We start from the raw sequence: 16530 nt of genomic DNA, 5'->3' as shown, positions 1-16530 counted from the left end.
GCTGATTGTTCGACACAACGATGCACCTACTTTTTGGAATGAATGGTTAGCGATGAGGATACCGTGTATTTATTGTAACGAATCGGCGCGCATAATGCTACTTGTTTATCGGCCGCAGTTTTGGTCATACTAGGCATGATCGGAAATGGAGGAGGGACGAAGCTTATGCAGCAGCAACAACGTCATGAACAAGCCAAGACAAATAAATGGACGTTCGCGTTCTATATCGGGTTATTTGCCGGCCTGATCTGGGGCGGATTGAAAATCATTGAACATTATTTTCATTTCACCTCGCTGTCGCCCGGATTTTTATTGGAGCCGTTTTTCTTGCATTCCTTTCTGTCCTCCTGGCCGGGATATTTACTCGGTTGGGGCGCCTTTATTGTGATGTCCGTCGCCGCCGCTTTATTGTATGCCCTCATTCTGGCAAAAGCACGAGGCTCCTGGTTCGGTCTCTTTTACGGCGCCGCATGGTGGGCGGCCATTTTTATGTTCATCGGACCGGTCACGGGAATGATGCCGTGGATGATCCGTATGGATTTGAATACGATCTTGACCGACGCTTGCCTGTTCTTGATTTGGGGATTGTTCATCGGATACTCGATTTCCTTCGAATTTACGGATGAGCGAAGCCGCGAGCCCTACCGTAAAAAGCCGGGAACGCCGGAGGCTGTGTAAAAAAAAGTTCTCAAACCGATGAAACATATGGTAAAATAGCAAAGGTTGTGCTGTTTTTCACGGTAAGGAGGACATTCGGTGAAACAAATCTTGTTGTTGAACGGGCCGAATTTGAACATGCTCGGTGTTCGTGAGCCGGGTGTTTACGGAACGCTAACGCTGCAAACAATCGTAGAGAAGCTGGGCAAAGTGGCCGGTGCTTTAGGTGTCGGACTTGAGAGCTTCCAATCGAACCACGAAGGCGAATTGATCGACCGCATACATAGCGCTTACGGCACGAAGGATGGCATTCTTATTAATCCGGGCGCTTTCACCCATTATAGCTACGCGCTGCGCGATGCGATCAGTACGGTAGCGATTCCGACCGTTGAAGTTCATCTCTCGAATATTCATAAAAGGGAATCGTTTCGACACGTTTCGGTGCTGGCTCCGGTCGCTCTCGGACAGATCGCCGGTTTTGGCGCGGACAGCTACGAGCTCGGCTTGCGAGCGCTCGTTCTACATTTTGAACGTTCGGAGGGATAACGATGCAGCAGCAGCGAATAAACCGGCTTCGGTCGATCATGGAACAGCAAGGGCTGCAAGCTTTGCTGATTACGAACGCCACGAACCGGATGTACATGACCGGGTTTACCGGATCGGCCGGCTATGTGCTGATCACAGGCCAGCGGGCGGTGCTGTTAACGGATTTCCGTTATATGACGCAGGCCCCGCAGCAAGCGATAGGCTACGAAGTGGTGGAGCACGCTCCGAACCCGATGGTAACGATTCTGGACATATTGACGGGCGCAGGGCTCCGCAAGCTCGGGTTCGAGCAGCAGGATCTGACTTACGCCTCCTACGTTTCGTACGGCAAAGCACTGAACGGCATCGACCTGGTTCCTACGGATAAGCTCGTCGAAACGCTGCGCTTGATCAAGGACGACACGGAAATCGCAATTATGCAAGCGGCGGCTGATCTGGCGGATCGCACGTTCTCCCATATCTTAGGCTTATTGAAGCCGGGGTTGAAGGAGAAGGACATCGCGCTCGAGATCGAGATGTTCGTACGCAAGCACGGAGCGGCTTCGACTTCGTTCGAAACGATCGTCGCATCGGGCGAACGCTCCGCACTGCCGCACGGTAAAGCAAGCGACCGGGTCATCGGCACCGACGAATTTGTCAAGCTCGATTTCGGCGCGTACTATCAAGGATACTGCTCCGACATTACGCGTACCGTCGTACTCGGTAAGCCTGCGGACAAGCACCGTGAGATCTACGGTATTGTGCTGGAAGCGCAGCTTGAAGCGTTGAGCCGCATTCGTCCGGGCATGACCGGACGGGAAGCGGATGCCGTCGCCCGCGACGTCATCAAGCGGCACGGCTACGGCGATTTCTTCGGACACGGCACCGGCCACGGGCTCGGGATGGAAATTCACGAAGCGCCGCGGCTCTCCGTACAGGGAGATATCGTGCTGGAGCCGGGGATGGTTGTAACGGTCGAGCCTGGCATTTATTTACCCGGCTTCGGCGGAGTACGCATTGAAGACGACATCGTCATTACAGAGAACGGTAACCGCAGGTTGACGCAATCAAGCAAAGACTTGATTGTGATTCCATAAAGCTTACACCTGGTAGCGGCGGTACGCCGTCTGCTCACATTTTTAGGGAGGTTTTTTAAAGTGATTTCAGTTAACGATTTTAAAACAGGCTTAACCATTGAAGTGGACCACGATTTGTTCACGGTTATCGATTTCCAGCACGTAAAACCGGGTAAAGGCGCGGCCTTCGTCCGTTCCAAGCTGAAAAACCTGCGCAACGGCAACACCGTCGAGCGTACATTCCGCGCCGGCGAGAACGTTAGCCGCGCTCATATTGAGAACCGCCAGATGCAGTACCTGTATGCGAGCGGTAAAGAGCATACGTTCATGGACACGGAAACGTTCGACCAAATCAACCTCGATCAAAAGCAAATCGAATGGGAATTGAATTTCCTTAAAGAAAACATGATGATCAACATCTTGAGCTATCAAGGCGAGATCCTGGGGATCAACCTGCCGAACAGCGTCGAGCTGAAAGTCGTCGAAACCGAGCCGGGCATCAAAGGCAACACTGCGCAAGGCGCGACCAAAAACGCCAAAGTCGAAACCGGCCTCAACGTTCAAGTGCCGCTCTTCATTAATGAAGGCGATGTGCTGCTGATCGATACTCGCGAAGGTCAATACATTTCGCGGGCGTAAAGACGTCCTTCTCACGCCTAAAGAACCGTACCCTCTATATCGGGGTACGGTTCTTGGCGTTAGTTGGAGCTGTTCATGTACTTGACAACAGGCCATTTTTCTTTGCGCAGCACCTCCAAGAATTCAGGTCCAACATGCAAGGTATCCTGTACAAGCTCGTGCGGGGTTAGCGCCATCCACTGGTTCAAGGAAATATCGGCGAAGCGGTCGCTCTTGAACATCTCTAGAAACCAGAGCGTCCGGTCGCCGGTATTTTGAATGTAATGCCCGCAGGCAAACGGCACGTAGCCGACGTCTCCGGCTCTGTAGTTGAAGGTGCGGGCCGTGCCGTCGGCCGCGAATACCGTCATACGTCCCTTGCCCGATAGATAGTATTGCCATTCGTCGTTGTTCGGGTGCCAGTGCATCTCTCGCATCCCGCCCGGCTCGATTTCCACCAGCGCTCCGGCAATGGTAATCGAGATGGGGAAGTTGGAGGAATCTACGATACGCACCGTACCGCCGGGAGTGCGGATCGGTTCCTGAGCGAGCAGCCGGTGTTTGAAGCTTTTCGGCACAGTGCCGTACGGATCCGCGACCTTTTGGGTTTCAAGCGCACCGGGCACCTTGCTCTGAAACAAATATCGCTGCTTCGACGGGATATGGGAAAAGGCGCTTTCCGGCACGCCGAAGTTCGCAGCCAGTACGTCCTTCGGCGTGTGAGCGAACCAGTCGGAGATGGTGAAGGTATCATTCTCGGAAAAACGGCCGTCGTCGAAGACCAGCAGAAACTCGCAGCCTTCCTCCAAGCCTTGAATCGAATGCGGGATGCCGGGTGGAAAATACCACAGGTCGCCTACGCCCATATCATCGATAAAGTTTCGCCCGTCCTGATCAACTGCAGTAATGCGCGCCCGGCCGCTGATCATGAAAGCCCACTCCGCTTGTTTGTGCCAGTGTAACTCCCGTACGCCGCCCGGCGTCAGCCGCATATTCACACCGGAAAGCGTAGTCGCGACCGGCAGCTCTCTTACCGTCACCTCCCGCGCCCAGCCGCCGTGCTCTAAGCGCATATGGGTGTCGGAGAATGAAAACTTCAGATTGGGGACCGTACCGGAGTCAGTAGCCGGTGGAACCAACATATCGGGATTCTCAAGATCCCGCATGACGTCACGCGGACCGGTATCGGTTGCGCCTGCACCGTCATCCCTTATGGGCTGCGGTATATGCAGCGGCGCTGCATGATCCGGAGGAAGTCTATCCATCAAACATGCTCCTTTGTATTTTAATAAAAAAATGAGGGTCATCATTTATTTTATTAGTTTATGAAGCATATTCGCGTGTATGCCAGTTGACCTTGTGCGGCAAACCAATCCATGTCTGTCCTGCAGGCTACAGCAGCGGAGCAAGCAGGCGCGCCGCTTGCTCCAGCGTTCGGCGCGGAAGGGAACGCTGAACCAAATCTTCGATGCGCAGCTGTACGGAATCAAGGAGATCGCGCTCGAATTGCTCGGTAAGTTCACGCGCCACGCCGACACTGTACAAGATTTCGCATACCTCGTAATCAAGGCGGAAACTTCTCAGATCATAATTGGCGGCGCCGACTTCGGCAATTTCGCCATCGATGATCATCACCTTCGCGTGCAGCATCCCTTTGTCGTATTGGTAAATATGAACCCCGGCTTCCAACAATTCTCCGTAGTAAGTGAGGCTTGCAAGATCAACGATTTTTTGATCCGATTGGCGGGGAACCAGCATTCTTACCCGTACTCCACGCGCCGCGGCTGTCTTGATGGCCATCATAATATCTGCATCGGGCACAAAATAGGGGGTTGTGATATCAAGTGTCCGGTCCGCTTGGGTCAGACAAATGAAGTACGCTTCCCGGATAACTGGAGTAGGAATTCCGGGGTTGCCTTCCAGCGTCTGCACGTAAGCTTCATGCAGCGCTTCTTTCTGCTGACCGGTGTCAGTACCGCTGCCAGCTGTGGTGCCAGGTTCGACGCTCCATTCGGTCAACCAGCCGGAAATTGCGGCCCTGCCGGAAGGGTCGATATTTTTCGAAAATGGACTTGGCTGCTGAATGGGCTTACGTGTAGGCGCAATGTTGGCGTTCGAACGTGTCTTCGTCCGGCTCTGTTCCGGAGAAGCGATCCCCCAGTGGGAATCGAAAACGGCCAGTAAGTCCACGGCAGCCTCACCTGCGATGAACAGATGGGTGTCGCGCCAGAACCCTACGTTTGGCTTCATCCCGGTATACTCATACCCGACATTGATACCGCCTGTAAAGGCTTCCGCTCCGTCAATGACAACGATCTTGCAATGATCCCGGTAATTCCAATTGGACAGTACCCATGGGAAGCGCATCGGAAAAAACGTGCGGCACTCAATCCCCGCATCCATCATTCGAAGAATTTGAGCCCGCGGAAATTTCCGGCTTCCCCAACCGTCTCGAATAAAGCGGACCCGCACGCCGGCTGCGGACCGTTCGATCAGCAGGTCGGTGATGCGCCTGCCTATCTGATCATCGCGGTATATGAAATACTCGATATCAATTGTTCTTTGTACGTTCTGTAAGGATTCGATAAGTTTCTCATAGGTTTCGATGCCGTTAATCAGCACCTGAACACGGCCGGTCCGAAGCCCATGCACGGTCAAATGGCGTAAAGCATGGGCGATAGCCGAGGCTGAGCGGCTAAATGAACCAGGCAGCGTGTCCGTCTCATTATGCGGAGAGGTCAGTCTTTCTCCACGTATACGCACAGGATTGGATGTGCAGAGATACAGTCCAAATCCGATGACAGGTATAATAAGACTGATGGTTAGCCAGAACAAAGCCTTGGCCGGCTTGCGTGCTTCGCGTACCGCAACGATTAACATCAAGAGTGTATTTATGAGATACAGCCCCAAAATAAACACCAAGCGAATCCCTCCTTTATCTATATAAGCTGTGCGAATTGCAATGAGTATATACAAAATTTACTGCGGCAGACCGTCTCTCCAAGGTACTAGAACAATATAGTACTATCCAACAAGGAAAAACGCTTTAAAATAGGGGATAAGCAAATAAGTTGAAGTTCGCATGCTTCAAAAGTAAACGCGAGGGATGAGTTCACTTGGAAACTATGGAACGCTTATCCACTTTAAAAAAGCATGAAACTGACTGTTACAGCATCTGCTATTATCTCTTACAATGTGAACAGACAGCTTTGGAAGCAGCCCAAAAGGCGCTGTGCAACCTGATAAAGTGCGATTTATTTTTTGTTGCCGATGCCCATACGGTACGTGAGCTGCTTCGCAAAGAGTCCATCCAATCCTCCCTTCAAATAAAAAAGAACACTCATCTGACCTAGCCGAAAACAAAAAAGTCCTTGAAGATGACCCGAGCGATGAATGTCGCTCGGGTTTTTCGTTTCATACGATTCATATGAATACGGCGGAAAATTGACTCTTGAATCCGCATAATTGTCTGCATATTGTAAATCGAAAATTGTTTATGATTAGTTCATAAGAAAAACCAAGGAGTGATGGGGGAAGAGCGGTAGCGGGTTGAATCCCAACAAAATGAAAGCGTTTAACTAAAGGAGGCATGTGAAAATGGCAATTAACAAGCTCAAGCCAGAAGCGCATTCGGAGATTGAAGATCTGCTTGCCAGAGCGGAAGCGATCGGCAAGCTTGCCGAAGCCGAGGCCGTAGAAGCCGACAAGAATGCACGATTCTCCGAACGAGTGGCCCAAGCCATCGAGGAGGCCGGGTTCCACAAGCTGATGCGTCCCAAAAAATACGGCGGACTGCAGGTAGACTTGGGGACGTACGTTGACATCGTCCGCACGGTGGCAAGGCACAGCGTTGCTGCCGGTTGGCTCGTCTATTTCTACTCCATGCACGAATTGTGGGTGGCTTATCTGCCAACGAAGGGCAGCGACGAAATATTCAAGAAGGGCGGACTGCTCGCCGACGTTGTCGCTCCGATCGGCCGTGTGGAGAAGGAGGGGGACGGTTATCGTCTCTACGGGCATTGGAATTTCTGCAGCGGAGTTCTGTGGAGCGATTGGGTCGGGCTTGGCGCTCTCGTGGAGCTGCCGGACGGTCAAGGCCCTGAATATTGCTTGATGGCGGTGCCGAAGTCCGACTTCAAGATCGTGGAAAACTGGGATACGATCGGACTTCGCGCTTCGGGAAGCAACGGGGTAGTCGTAGACGGCGCCTTTGTGCCGCTGCATCGGGTCTTCCCTGCAGGTCGCGCGCTGGCCACGGGGCTGCCTGCGGGAAAAGACTACGACCCGAACGATCCCGTTTACCGCATGCCGTTCATGCCCCTCTTCCTGCTAGGTTTTCTTCCGGTCGTATTGGGCGGCGTCGATAAAATCGTGTCGTTGTTCCAGGAGCGCACGGAGAAACGCGTCCGCGTGTTCAAAATGGGGGCCAAGGAAAAGGAAGCTGCCAGCAGCCAGCGCGTGATGGCCGAGATGAAAATACAGCTTCATGCGTTGGAAGGCGTCGTTAACTGTTATGTCGACCAGCTGAATGAATGGCAGCAGGAAGGTAAAATCGCCGTAAGCGACGAGGAACGTGAGCGGTTGTTCGCCATGCGGGGTTATGTTGCGAGATCTTCGGCCGAACTTGCTTTGAAAGCGCTGTTAACGCTTGGCGGCACTTCCATCTTTAAAGGAGACCCAGTGGAATTGGTTGTGCGGGATCTTATCGCGGCGGCATCTCACCCGAACCAATTATACGAGGATTCCATGGCCGCTTACGGACGGACGATGTTCGGTATGCCGGGCGACCCGGTATGGTAAGAAGCGGTAATGACCTTCCGCGATAAGGGGGTGGTGTGCCGGACGCATTCCACGTGGTTCAATCCTAATGTTAAGGAAGTTAGCGAAATCCTCAATACGACAAAGAAAAAATCAGGGAGGGTATCAAAATGGAAAAAGAACCGATTTTTGATGTGGCTCAGCTTGCACACGTAGAGATTTATTCCCCGAAACCGGATGAAACGTTGTGGTTTTTTAAAGAGCTGTTAGGCATGGAGGAGACCGGCAGAAGAGGACAGTCCGTATATCTGAGAGGGTATGAAGATTTCTACCACCATACACTGAAGGTGACGGAAGCGAAGGAAGCGGGATTGGGTCACGTCGCTTGGCGTACGTCTTCCAAGCAGGCTCTGGAACGTCGTGTCAACGCCGTGAAGGAGACCGGTCTTGGCAAAGGATGGTTTGACGACGAAGACGGTCACGGGGCTGCGTATCAGTTCACGACCCCGGACGGACATAAGATGGAACTGCTGTGGGAGGTCGAATACTACCAGGCGCCGGAAGAGAAGAAGACCCCCTTGTTGAACCGTCCGCAGAAGCGTCCGACGCGCGGAGTTCCGGTTCGCCGACTGGATCATGTAAACTTGATGGCAAGCGAAATGAAGCCCAATGTCGACTTTATGATGAATCAACTTGGCTTTAATCTGCGTGAGCACGTAAGATTAAATAATGGAACGGATGCAGCGGCATGGCTTAGCGTAAGTCCGCTCGTTCATGAGATTGCGATGATGGGCGATCCGCTGGGCGGGAAGGCCCGCATGCATCACATTTGCTACTGGTATGGATATCCGCAGCACCTGTCGGACATTTCCGATATTTTCACAGAGAACGGTATTAAATTTGACGCAGGCCCAGGCAAGCATGGGATTAGCCAAGCCAACTTCTTGTACGTATTCGAGCCGGGAGGCAACCGCGTCGAGTTGTTTGGAGATGCAGGGTATTTGATTTTTGATCCGGCTTGGAAGCCGGTTACCTGGAAGGAAGAGGATCTTGAGAAAGGCATCATCTGGTATGGTTCTCCGCTGCCTCAAGAATTCTTTATGTACGGCACCCCGGTTATCGATCATAAAAAGGCTGCCAATATAGGCTAATCGTCCGATTCATGCTAAAGAGCATTACAGATCTCAGCGCTGCCAGGCTGAAATAGGTAATGCTTTTTGGCTTGCCTGCTTTTTTCGTACGATTCGTACGAAAAAAATACGGTTTTTGTTCCTATAACGGTTCAAATATTTGTATTGTTAGTTTCAAAAATTAGGTATAATAGGATTAAGCGGAATTTTATAACATCACTATTGAATGCGCTTACATCATATCGTGTTTGTCATGTCCGACCGTTATGATGTGCAGCGGCAAGTTCTCTCCCAAGCCATAAGTGTACAGTCTCTTCTGATGCTACGTTGGATGATCTGGATTTAATAATCTTACTTAGGGAGCGGAGTTATGAAAGCTGCGGATTTAAAGCTATCTCAATTTTACAAAACTGCTTTCGGGACGGAAGATTCCCAGTTTGAAAAAATGATTACGATTCCTACCTCGGCGTTAGGCACCTTGCGCAAAGAACTGATTGAAACATTGGGTCCTGAACAAACGAAAGGATTCCTGCTTCGTCACGGCTGGCATTGCGGGGTCAGCGACGCTTTAAAAATGAAAAAATTGGATTGGGACAACAATGAAGAGGCTCTGTACGCCGGACCCAAGATGCATATTTTACACGGTCATTTGGAAGAAGTCATTATATTGCAAAACGATTTCGACTTTGATGAGAAAACGATCCATATGGAAGCGATCTGGAGAAACTCTTACGAAGCCAAAGAACACCTGAAGCTTTTCGGTAAAAGCGATCATGCCGTTTGTCATACGTTAGTCGGCTATGCCAGCGGATACCTCTCCACCATTATCGGGGAGAAAGTAATCGTCATTGAACAAGGCTGTCATGCGATGGGCGACGAGTGTTGTTACTCGGTATGCAAGACCGTCAAGAAGTGGAACGGCGAAGTCGACGATATTTTAAAATATTATGAACCGAACAGCCTGATCAACGAACTGAATCAAACGTTCGAGAAGCTGAAGATCGAGAGAGACAACTTAAATAAATCGTATCAGGTTCATACCCGGTTAATGAACGAGGTGCTGCGTGAGAACGACTTATCCTCAATCGCGGGCGTGTTGTCTCAAACCGCGGGTCTTCCGGTCATGATTGAAGATACGCAGCAAAAAATACTCGCCGTCTCGGGGATATCCGAGGAGGAAGCGAAGCAGCGTCAAATTCATGACTTGAAAGTCGTTACAAAAACCGAGCTTATGAAAGCGCCCGCAGGCCATAATTTAGTAACTCCAATCTTTTTCCAGCGTAAAATTGCCGGCTATTGCTCCTTTCTATATAATGTGGAACAACCGCAGGAAGTCGATTCGATGATATTGGAACGTGCCGCATTAGCTTGTTCCACCTATATGCTAAACGAACACACGAGGTTTTCCGCCGAGCAGAGGATGAGAGGCAGTTTTTTGGAGGATGTGCTTGCCAGACAAATTTGTACGGAAGAATTGATGAGACGGGCCCACTATCTCGGATTTGACTTAAAACCCCCTCACTTTATGGTAGCCATCCATTCCGAAACGATCAAGAAGACGCTGAACAAAGATCTTAGCGTCATTGACGATGTGGTTAATTCGCTGTCCATCTTCTGCAAGGATCGCCAGATTAATGCGCTCACCGGACAAAAATCGGGAATCATTATCATGCTTCTATCCGGAGGCGATTTATCGAAGATCAGTGTTTTCAAAAAAGAAGTATGCCGGAAAATAGCCGATTTCTTGTCACGCAAATATCCAAACGATGATTTTAAATTAGGAGTAAGCTCCACGGCCCAGCTCATGGAGGATATCACGCAGCTTCACGAAGAAAGCGTAGCCTCTTTAAAGATCATGAAACGCAATTCCAACATCGTGCACTTCGACTCGCTTGGAATCGAGGGCGTGCTGTTCCAGGCGAAAAATGCGGATACGATCGAAAAATTCGTTTATAAGAAACTAGGAAATTTAATCCGGGAAGATAAAAATAAAGACATGGAATTAACGAAAACGTTATTTCACTATTTGAACAACGGATGCAATGTCCATAAAACGGCCAGGGTGATGAATTTCTCCATCAGCGGCTTGCGCTACCGGTTACAGCGCGTCAATGAAATTTTGCAATCGGACATTAATCGGCCGAACGTGACGTATCAGATCTATTTGGCGCTTCACTCGTTGATTGCTCTGGGCGAGCTGGACATCGACGTTGAAGTGGAAGAGGGATCCGAACTATAACACGATTCGTACGAAGATTGTTCATTAAATCATCTCAAGTTGCGACGGTACCGTTGTAGGATAAGAACCCGCATTGTCCTATGATGATTACAATACTGACAAGGGAGTTGAACACGCATGGACGATCGCACATTTCGTAATGCCATGGGTAAATTCGTAACAGGAGTTACGGTCATCACGACGGGCGCGGGGGAAGAAGTGCACGGTATGACAGCGAATGCATTCTTGTCCGTTTCTCTAAACCCCAGACTCGTTCTGATCTCGATTGGGGAGAAAGCCAAAATGCTGGACAAAATCAAGGAATCCGGCCGGTATGCCGTAAGCTTCCTGGCAGCGGACCAGCAGGAAACCTCCATGTTGTTTGCGGGACAAATCAAAGACGGACGTACGTTGGATTTTGAATGGTTTGACCGAATGCCGGTCATTAAAGGCGCTTTGGGGCATTTGACCTGCCGTGTCGTTTCGGAGCATGTCGTCGGCGATCATACGTTGTTTGTAGGGGAAGTCTCCGATATTCAGTTGAATGAGGGAGAACCGCTTATTTACTTTCAGGGCAAGTACCGGGAGCTTGCATCCATCAACGAACAAAGGCTTTCGTCCTGAGGAAATTTCCATTGAAAACGGTGGAGCTCACTTCCTGTCAACCGCCTTCCCGCCAAGGCAAAGAGCCGTCGGTCATGGCGTTAGGCTTTTTTGACGGTGTGCATATCGGTCATCAGCGCGTAATTCAAACGGCGAAGCAAATTGCCACAGAGAAGAGACTGAAGCTTTCGGTCATGTCTTTCTTCCCTCATCCGAAAGAGGTTTTGGAAGGCAAGACGGTTTCCTATTTAACGCCGGCAAATGTAAAAGAGAGCATTTTTGGTTCGATGGGCGTCGATACGCTCTACCTTGTCAAATTCGATCTCGCTTTGGCGAAGATGAGCCAAGCCGAATTTATCCGGAACTATGTTGTAGCGGCGGGAGCCGAGCACGTCGTTGCAGGTTTCGATTTTACTTACGGCTACCGGGGCAGCGGAAACATGCAGACCATCGCTCAAGATGGTAAAGGCTGCTTCGAAGTGACGGAAATACCGAAAGCGGAATTGTTCGGTCAAAAAATCAGTTCGACGCTTATTCGGGAGTCGCTTCTTCAAGGAAACGTCCAGCTTGTCACAGCTTGCTTGGGTAAATATTATGAGACGGCAGGTCGGATTAGCGAAGTACGGACGGTAGGACAACGGGGACAGGTTATCGTTCAAGTGGTCACGATGCCCTATTTTACACTCCCCGCTAGCGGCTTGTATGAAGTGCTCGCCGAAATCGGGGGTGCAGTCAGTCACGGCATTGCCCGCAGGAAAGAAGGGTCGGACGTTATTGAATTAAAGCTGAAGCCTGTGCAGGATATCGTTTGTCACAGTCCCGTTTCGTTGAAATGGGTGAAGCCCGTTTCCGAGTTCATTTTTCGCCGGACGCTTCGGATGAAGAAGCTGGAGAAGGGTCGGCCCGGCGGTTATTCCGGCGATGGTTTTGCAAGCGATTACAACGCGGATGCCGATTTTCCGGGTGACCGGGTTCGGTAACTTGCAACAAACTTTAGGGAGGAAGGATATGACCAGTCCGTTCGCATATACGATTCATACCCCGGCATCCATGAAACCGGGAATCACCTATCCAGTAGTCTTTGCCCTGCACGGCATCGGTTATACGGAGAAAGACATGATATCCGTCATCGAGGAGTTGAATGAAGAGCTCATTGTAATCGGTGTCAGGGGACAGCGCCCCTATGAGAACGGGTATGCCTATTATTATCTGAAAGGCTACGGAAACCCCGAACGCGAGCAGTTTGACGAAAGCGTGGGCATGCTGGATCGTTTCATCGACTATGCGGCGAACCGGTACCCGATCGACCGGGAACGCATGTATTTGCTCGGCTTTAGTCAAGGCGCGATCTTGAGCCTGACCTTGGCATTGCGGCTTGGAAAAAAAATAAAGGGCGTCCTTGCCATGAACGGCTACATCCCATCCTTCGTGAAAGAAGAGTACCCGATTCAATCGACGGATCATCTGTCCGTATTCCTGTCGGACGGCCAGGACGATCCTATCTTCCCCCCTCATATCGGGGAGGAAAGCTATCAATATCTCAAAGAGAGAGTCGGTTCTATTCGGTACCAAACGTACGCCGCCGCGCACGAAATTTCAGACGCGAACCGGGAAGACGCGGTCGCGTGGATACGGATGGAGGTTACCCGTTGAAATGGAGCATTCTCGGCGAGGCGGGCGCGTGCGTTTACAAACTAATGCGGGATCGGGGGCACAGGACATGCGGAAAGTGAAAGCGGCCATATTAGGCTCTGGAAATATCGGTACGGATTTGTTGATTAAGCTTGCGAGGTCACCGTTCTTGGAGCTAACCGCGATGATCGGGATCGACCCTTTGTCAGACGGACTAACGAGGGCGAGAAATTTAGGTTACGCCACGTTCGACGGAGGTTTGAAGTCATTTTTGGATGAGGCTCCCGACCTGGCGGATATTGTGTTTGATGCCACCTCGGCCAAAGCGCATATTCGTCACGCGAAAATGCTCAAAGAAAAAGGCAAGATGGCCATCGATTTAACGCCGGCCGCCGTGGGACCTTATGTGGTCCCGTCCGTCAATTTGGGAGAGCATCTGGATGCAGACAATATTAATTTGATCACGTGCGGGGGACAAGCGACCATTCCGATCATCCATGCCATCCATAAAGTTGCGCCGGTGAGCTATGGGGAAATTGTGGCTACTATCGCATCCAAAAGCGCGGGACCGGGCACAAGGGCGAATATCGACGAATTTACGGAGACGACCTCTCACGGGATCGTACAAATCGGCGGAGCGAAGAAAGGCAAAGCCATCATTATTTTAAACCCTGCTGAACCGCCGATCATGATGAGGGACACCGTATATGCGCTGGTGGAAGGTCAAGTGGACGAAGCCGCAATAACGGCCTCCATTCAGGAAACGGTGGCCTCCATTCAGTCCTATGTGCCCGGATACCGGCTTCGCACCGAGCCGATCTTTGACGACAACAAAGTTACCGTATTCATTGAGGTCGAAGGGGCGGGCGATTATTTGCCCAAGTACTCCGGAAATCTCGACATTATGACGGCTGCGGCCGTGAAGGTTGCGGAAGAATTTGCGAAGAGCCGATCTTCCCGATCCGCCGTGTAACGGACAAGAAAGGGGAGAACGACATTGAAACCCGCTCAAAAGTTAACGATAACGGAGGTCGCGCTTCGTGACGGAAGCCACGCCATCAATCATCAGTATACGCTGGAACAAGTCATAAGCGTGGCCAAGGCGTTGGATGATGCGAATGTTCCATATATTGAAGTTTCACACGGGGATGGACTTGCAGGCTCATCTCTGCAGTATGGATTGTCGCGGACGAATGAAATGGAGTTAATCGAAGCCGCCGTATCCGTGTGCGCCACATCCCAAATCGGGGTGCTTCTGCTCCCGGGCGTCGGAACGATTCAACAATTAAATGAAGCCGCGAAGTTGGGCGTCGGCATGGCTCGCATTGCTACGCACGTGACGGAAGCGGATATTTCCGCACAGCACATCGCCAGATCCAAGGAGCTGGGTCTTGTTACCGTCGGTTTTTTGATGATGTCGCATATGGCGCCGGTCGAAACGTTAGTGGAGCAAGCGAAATTGATGGAAAGTTACGGAGCGGATACCGTGTATGTGGTCGATTCCGCGGGCGCGCTGCTGCCGTTTCAGGTGGAGGAAAGAATTCGCGCGCTCAAGCAATCGCTTTCCGCTCATATCGGGTTTCACGGCCACAACAATTTATCGCTGGCCATGGCCAACACGCTTGCAGCCATTCAGGAAGGCGCGACCTGGATCGACGGAAGCGTACGCTGTCTCGGCGCGGGGGCCGGCAATACGCAAACGGAGGTATTGGTCGCGGTGCTGGAGAAGCTGGGCATTGAGACCGGTGTGGATGTGTATAAGCTCATGGATGTAGCCGAAGAGATTGTCGCTCCGATTTTACAAAAACCGCAGGAAATTACGAAGGGAAGCCTGGTGCTCGGTTATGCAGGCGTATATTCGAGCTTCCTCCTCCACGCGCAGCGAGCCGCCTTGAAATTCGGGCTTGATGCCAGGGACATTCTGATCGAATTGGGAAGAAGGAAAGCGGTCGGCGGTCAGGAGGATATGATTATGAACGTTGCCGCCGAACTTGCAAAGTCGAACTATCCACTATCCTCGGTTTAGGGGGAGAGCCATGAACTCAAGCGCCTATCAAGAGCCGATCTACGGATACATATTCGACTATATGGTCGTAGACGGGGACGTGCTGCGCATCGATGAGTTGATTCATCCGAAAGTGGAAGCGGAAATTGCGTTTATTCTCGCCCAGGATCTTCAAGGCCCCGGAATTACGGGCGGAATGACCGGCACTCATCGAATTGCGTACAGCGATACGGTGACGGCGATCTGGGACCGGCTCGGGACGATCCAATTCCGCGTGCAATAATGCAGGTAAGGATATGAAAATAGAGGAGGAAATCAGATGTCAGAACAAGGGTATTTCGAAAAAATCGGAGGTCATCAAGTTTATTTCCACGAGGGTGGAGAAGGGGAGCCGCTGCTCTTGATCCATGGTTCCGGACCGGGAGTATCGGCTTGGGCCAATTGGCGCCCCGTCTATCCCATCCTGTCCAAGAAGCACCGGTTATACGCGCCCGATCTGATCGGCTTCGGATCGTCGGATAAGCCGAAATCGATTCAATACGGCGTGGACGTTTGGGTCGAGCAGATGATCGCCTTTATCGAAACGAAGAAGCTCGGTCCCCTATCGATTGTCGGCAATTCGTTGGGCGGAGGCATCGCCTTGCATCTCGCCTACCGCCGGCCGGATCTGGTTAAAAAACTGGTGTTAATGGGAAGCGCAGGCATTCAATTTCAATTGACGGAAGGTCTGGACCAGGTTTGGGGATACACCCCGAGCCTTGAAACGATGAAAAAGCTCATTCATTTGTTTTCTTACGACAAACGTTTTGCCGAAAATGACGATTTGGTTCAGATGCGGTACAAGTCCACGTTAAATGAAGAAAACCAGGCTGCTTTCGCCTCCATGTTCCCTGCCCCGAGGCAGCGTCATGTCAACGCTCTGGCTTTAAGCGAGGAGCAGCTAAGGAGCATCGAGGTCCCGGTTCTGCTGTTTCACGGCCGCGAGGATCAGATCATTCCGATTGAGGAGACGAGCTGGCGGCTGTCTCAACTGCTGCCGAATGCGGAGCTCCATACGTTCTCGAATTGCGGCCATTGGACGCAAATTGAAAAAACGGAATCCTTTTGCAAATTGATTGATTATTTTTTGGACACGTAAAGCAGAACCGCGGTTCTAACCCCTGTAAGCGAACATGGAAAAACGACTTAGCCGAAAGCTGGCGTCTGGATGTTATCAGGCGTCAGTTTTTTTGAGTTTAACTTTCCGAAGATCGACACAATAGCATCACATGTATGCCAAGCAGTGGGCGAAATGGTATAATATTCAAG

The 16530-nt window shown here is 51.1% G+C and carries 17 protein-coding genes; 15 read left to right on the top strand and 2 right to left on the bottom strand.

The annotated features are described in order from the left end of the window. Window positions 1-165: 165 nt before the first annotated feature. The 4 genes from JMF85_RS20455 (at window position 166) to efp (ending at window position 2897) form a co-directional block, all read left to right on the top strand. Window positions 166-678 (top strand): YqhR family membrane protein, encoded by a 513-nt coding sequence (locus JMF85_RS20455; RefSeq protein WP_141334000.1) that lies wholly within the window; start codon window positions 166-168, stop codon window positions 676-678. Window positions 679-756: 78 nt separating this feature from the next. After that, window positions 757-1203: a type II 3-dehydroquinate dehydratase gene (aroQ, locus tag JMF85_RS20450; RefSeq protein ID WP_054795219.1), complete on the top strand. Its 447-nt coding sequence runs from the start codon at window positions 757-759 to the stop codon at window positions 1201-1203. 2 nt (window positions 1204-1205) lie between these two features. Then, window positions 1206-2279, top strand: a complete 1074-nt coding sequence (locus JMF85_RS20445) for a M24 family metallopeptidase (RefSeq protein WP_054795218.1) — start codon at window positions 1206-1208, stop codon at window positions 2277-2279. Between the two features lie 60 nt (window positions 2280-2339). Continuing rightward, a complete protein-coding gene (efp, locus tag JMF85_RS20440; protein WP_054795217.1) occupies window positions 2340-2897 on the top strand; it encodes an elongation factor P in 558 nt (185 codons plus the stop codon). A gap of 59 nt (window positions 2898-2956) precedes the next feature. Here efp and JMF85_RS20435 read toward each other — a convergent pair whose 3' ends face one another. Beyond that, window positions 2957-4141: an oxalate decarboxylase family bicupin gene (locus JMF85_RS20435; RefSeq protein WP_201318812.1), complete on the bottom strand. Its 1185-nt coding sequence runs from the start codon at window positions 4139-4141 to the stop codon at window positions 2957-2959. A gap of 127 nt (window positions 4142-4268) precedes the next feature. Beyond that, window positions 4269-5756: a phospholipase D-like domain-containing protein gene (locus JMF85_RS20430; protein ID WP_397376002.1), complete on the bottom strand. Its 1488-nt coding sequence runs from the start codon at window positions 5754-5756 to the stop codon at window positions 4269-4271. Window positions 5757-5992: 236 nt separating this feature from the next. Here JMF85_RS20430 and JMF85_RS20425 point away from each other — a divergent pair, with 236 nt between their 5' ends. The 11 genes from JMF85_RS20425 (at window position 5993) to JMF85_RS20375 (ending at window position 16360) form a co-directional block, all read left to right on the top strand. Continuing rightward, window positions 5993-6229, top strand: coding sequence for a hypothetical protein (locus tag JMF85_RS20425; protein WP_141333997.1), 237 nt, complete (start codon window positions 5993-5995; stop codon window positions 6227-6229). Window positions 6230-6473: 244 nt separating this feature from the next. Next, window positions 6474-7676 (top strand): acyl-CoA dehydrogenase family protein, encoded by a 1203-nt coding sequence (locus JMF85_RS20420; protein WP_127605530.1) that lies wholly within the window; start codon window positions 6474-6476, stop codon window positions 7674-7676. Between the two features lie 128 nt (window positions 7677-7804). Next, entirely contained in the window at window positions 7805-8785 is a 981-nt protein-coding gene (locus tag JMF85_RS20415) for a catechol 2,3-dioxygenase (RefSeq protein WP_054799086.1), read from the top strand. A gap of 349 nt (window positions 8786-9134) precedes the next feature. Next, window positions 9135-11003, top strand: coding sequence for a XylR N-terminal domain-containing protein (locus JMF85_RS20410; RefSeq protein WP_201318810.1), 1869 nt, complete (start codon window positions 9135-9137; stop codon window positions 11001-11003). A 117-nt stretch (window positions 11004-11120) separates the two neighbouring features. Next, window positions 11121-11606 carry a flavin reductase family protein gene (locus tag JMF85_RS20405; protein WP_054795213.1) on the top strand — a complete coding sequence of 162 codons (486 nt, stop codon included), beginning with the start codon at window positions 11121-11123 and terminating at the stop codon, window positions 11604-11606. A gap of 20 nt (window positions 11607-11626) precedes the next feature. Then, window positions 11627-12565: an FAD synthetase family protein gene (locus JMF85_RS20400; protein ID WP_236595942.1), complete on the top strand. Its 939-nt coding sequence runs from the start codon at window positions 11627-11629 to the stop codon at window positions 12563-12565. 28 nt (window positions 12566-12593) lie between these two features. Further along, window positions 12594-13238, top strand: coding sequence for an alpha/beta hydrolase (locus JMF85_RS20395; RefSeq protein WP_127605524.1), 645 nt, complete (start codon window positions 12594-12596; stop codon window positions 13236-13238). 67 nt (window positions 13239-13305) lie between these two features. After that, complete coding sequence (locus tag JMF85_RS20390; protein ID WP_127605522.1) at window positions 13306-14190, top strand: acetaldehyde dehydrogenase (acetylating); 885 nt, start codon at window positions 13306-13308, stop codon at window positions 14188-14190. A gap of 24 nt (window positions 14191-14214) precedes the next feature. Further along, window positions 14215-15243, top strand: coding sequence for a 4-hydroxy-2-oxovalerate aldolase (gene dmpG, locus JMF85_RS20385; RefSeq protein WP_127605520.1), 1029 nt, complete (start codon window positions 14215-14217; stop codon window positions 15241-15243). Between the two features lie 10 nt (window positions 15244-15253). After that, window positions 15254-15505 (top strand): hypothetical protein, encoded by a 252-nt coding sequence (locus JMF85_RS28690; RefSeq protein WP_397376000.1) that lies wholly within the window; start codon window positions 15254-15256, stop codon window positions 15503-15505. Window positions 15506-15541: 36 nt separating this feature from the next. Next, window positions 15542-16360, top strand: a complete 819-nt coding sequence (locus JMF85_RS20375) for an alpha/beta fold hydrolase (protein ID WP_127605518.1) — start codon at window positions 15542-15544, stop codon at window positions 16358-16360. Window positions 16361-16530: the final 170 nt, after the last annotated feature.

The sequence above is a fragment of the Paenibacillus sp. EPM92 genome (assembly GCF_016586185.1).
GTDB lineage: Bacteria > Bacillota > Bacilli > Paenibacillales > NBRC-103111 > Paenibacillus_G > Paenibacillus_G validus.
Note: the sequence above shows the minus strand (reverse complement) of the source record. Positions and strands in the feature narration are given on the sequence as shown.

Coding starts and splice junctions, on each gene's coding strand:
- JMF85_RS20420 (WP_127605530.1), top strand. CDS start 6,474: ATGGCAATTAACAAGCTCAAGCCAGAAGCGCATTCGGAGATTGAAGAT.
- JMF85_RS20435 (WP_201318812.1), bottom strand. CDS start 4,141: ATGGATAGACTTCCTCCGGATCATGCAGCGCCGCTGCATATACCGCAG.
- JMF85_RS20390 (WP_127605522.1), top strand. CDS start 13,306: ATGCGGAAAGTGAAAGCGGCCATATTAGGCTCTGGAAATATCGGTACG.
- JMF85_RS20395 (WP_127605524.1), top strand. CDS start 12,594: ATGACCAGTCCGTTCGCATATACGATTCATACCCCGGCATCCATGAAA.
- JMF85_RS20410 (WP_201318810.1), top strand. CDS start 9,135: ATGAAAGCTGCGGATTTAAAGCTATCTCAATTTTACAAAACTGCTTTC.
- JMF85_RS20430 (WP_397376002.1), bottom strand. CDS start 5,756: ATGTTAATCGTTGCGGTACGCGAAGCACGCAAGCCGGCCAAGGCTTTG.
- JMF85_RS20415 (WP_054799086.1), top strand. CDS start 7,805: ATGGAAAAAGAACCGATTTTTGATGTGGCTCAGCTTGCACACGTAGAG.
- JMF85_RS20405 (WP_054795213.1), top strand. CDS start 11,121: ATGGACGATCGCACATTTCGTAATGCCATGGGTAAATTCGTAACAGGA.
- JMF85_RS20375 (WP_127605518.1), top strand. CDS start 15,542: ATGTCAGAACAAGGGTATTTCGAAAAAATCGGAGGTCATCAAGTTTAT.
- JMF85_RS28690 (WP_397376000.1), top strand. CDS start 15,254: ATGAACTCAAGCGCCTATCAAGAGCCGATCTACGGATACATATTCGAC.
- JMF85_RS20455 (WP_141334000.1), top strand. CDS start 166: ATGCAGCAGCAACAACGTCATGAACAAGCCAAGACAAATAAATGGACG.
- JMF85_RS20445 (WP_054795218.1), top strand. CDS start 1,206: ATGCAGCAGCAGCGAATAAACCGGCTTCGGTCGATCATGGAACAGCAA.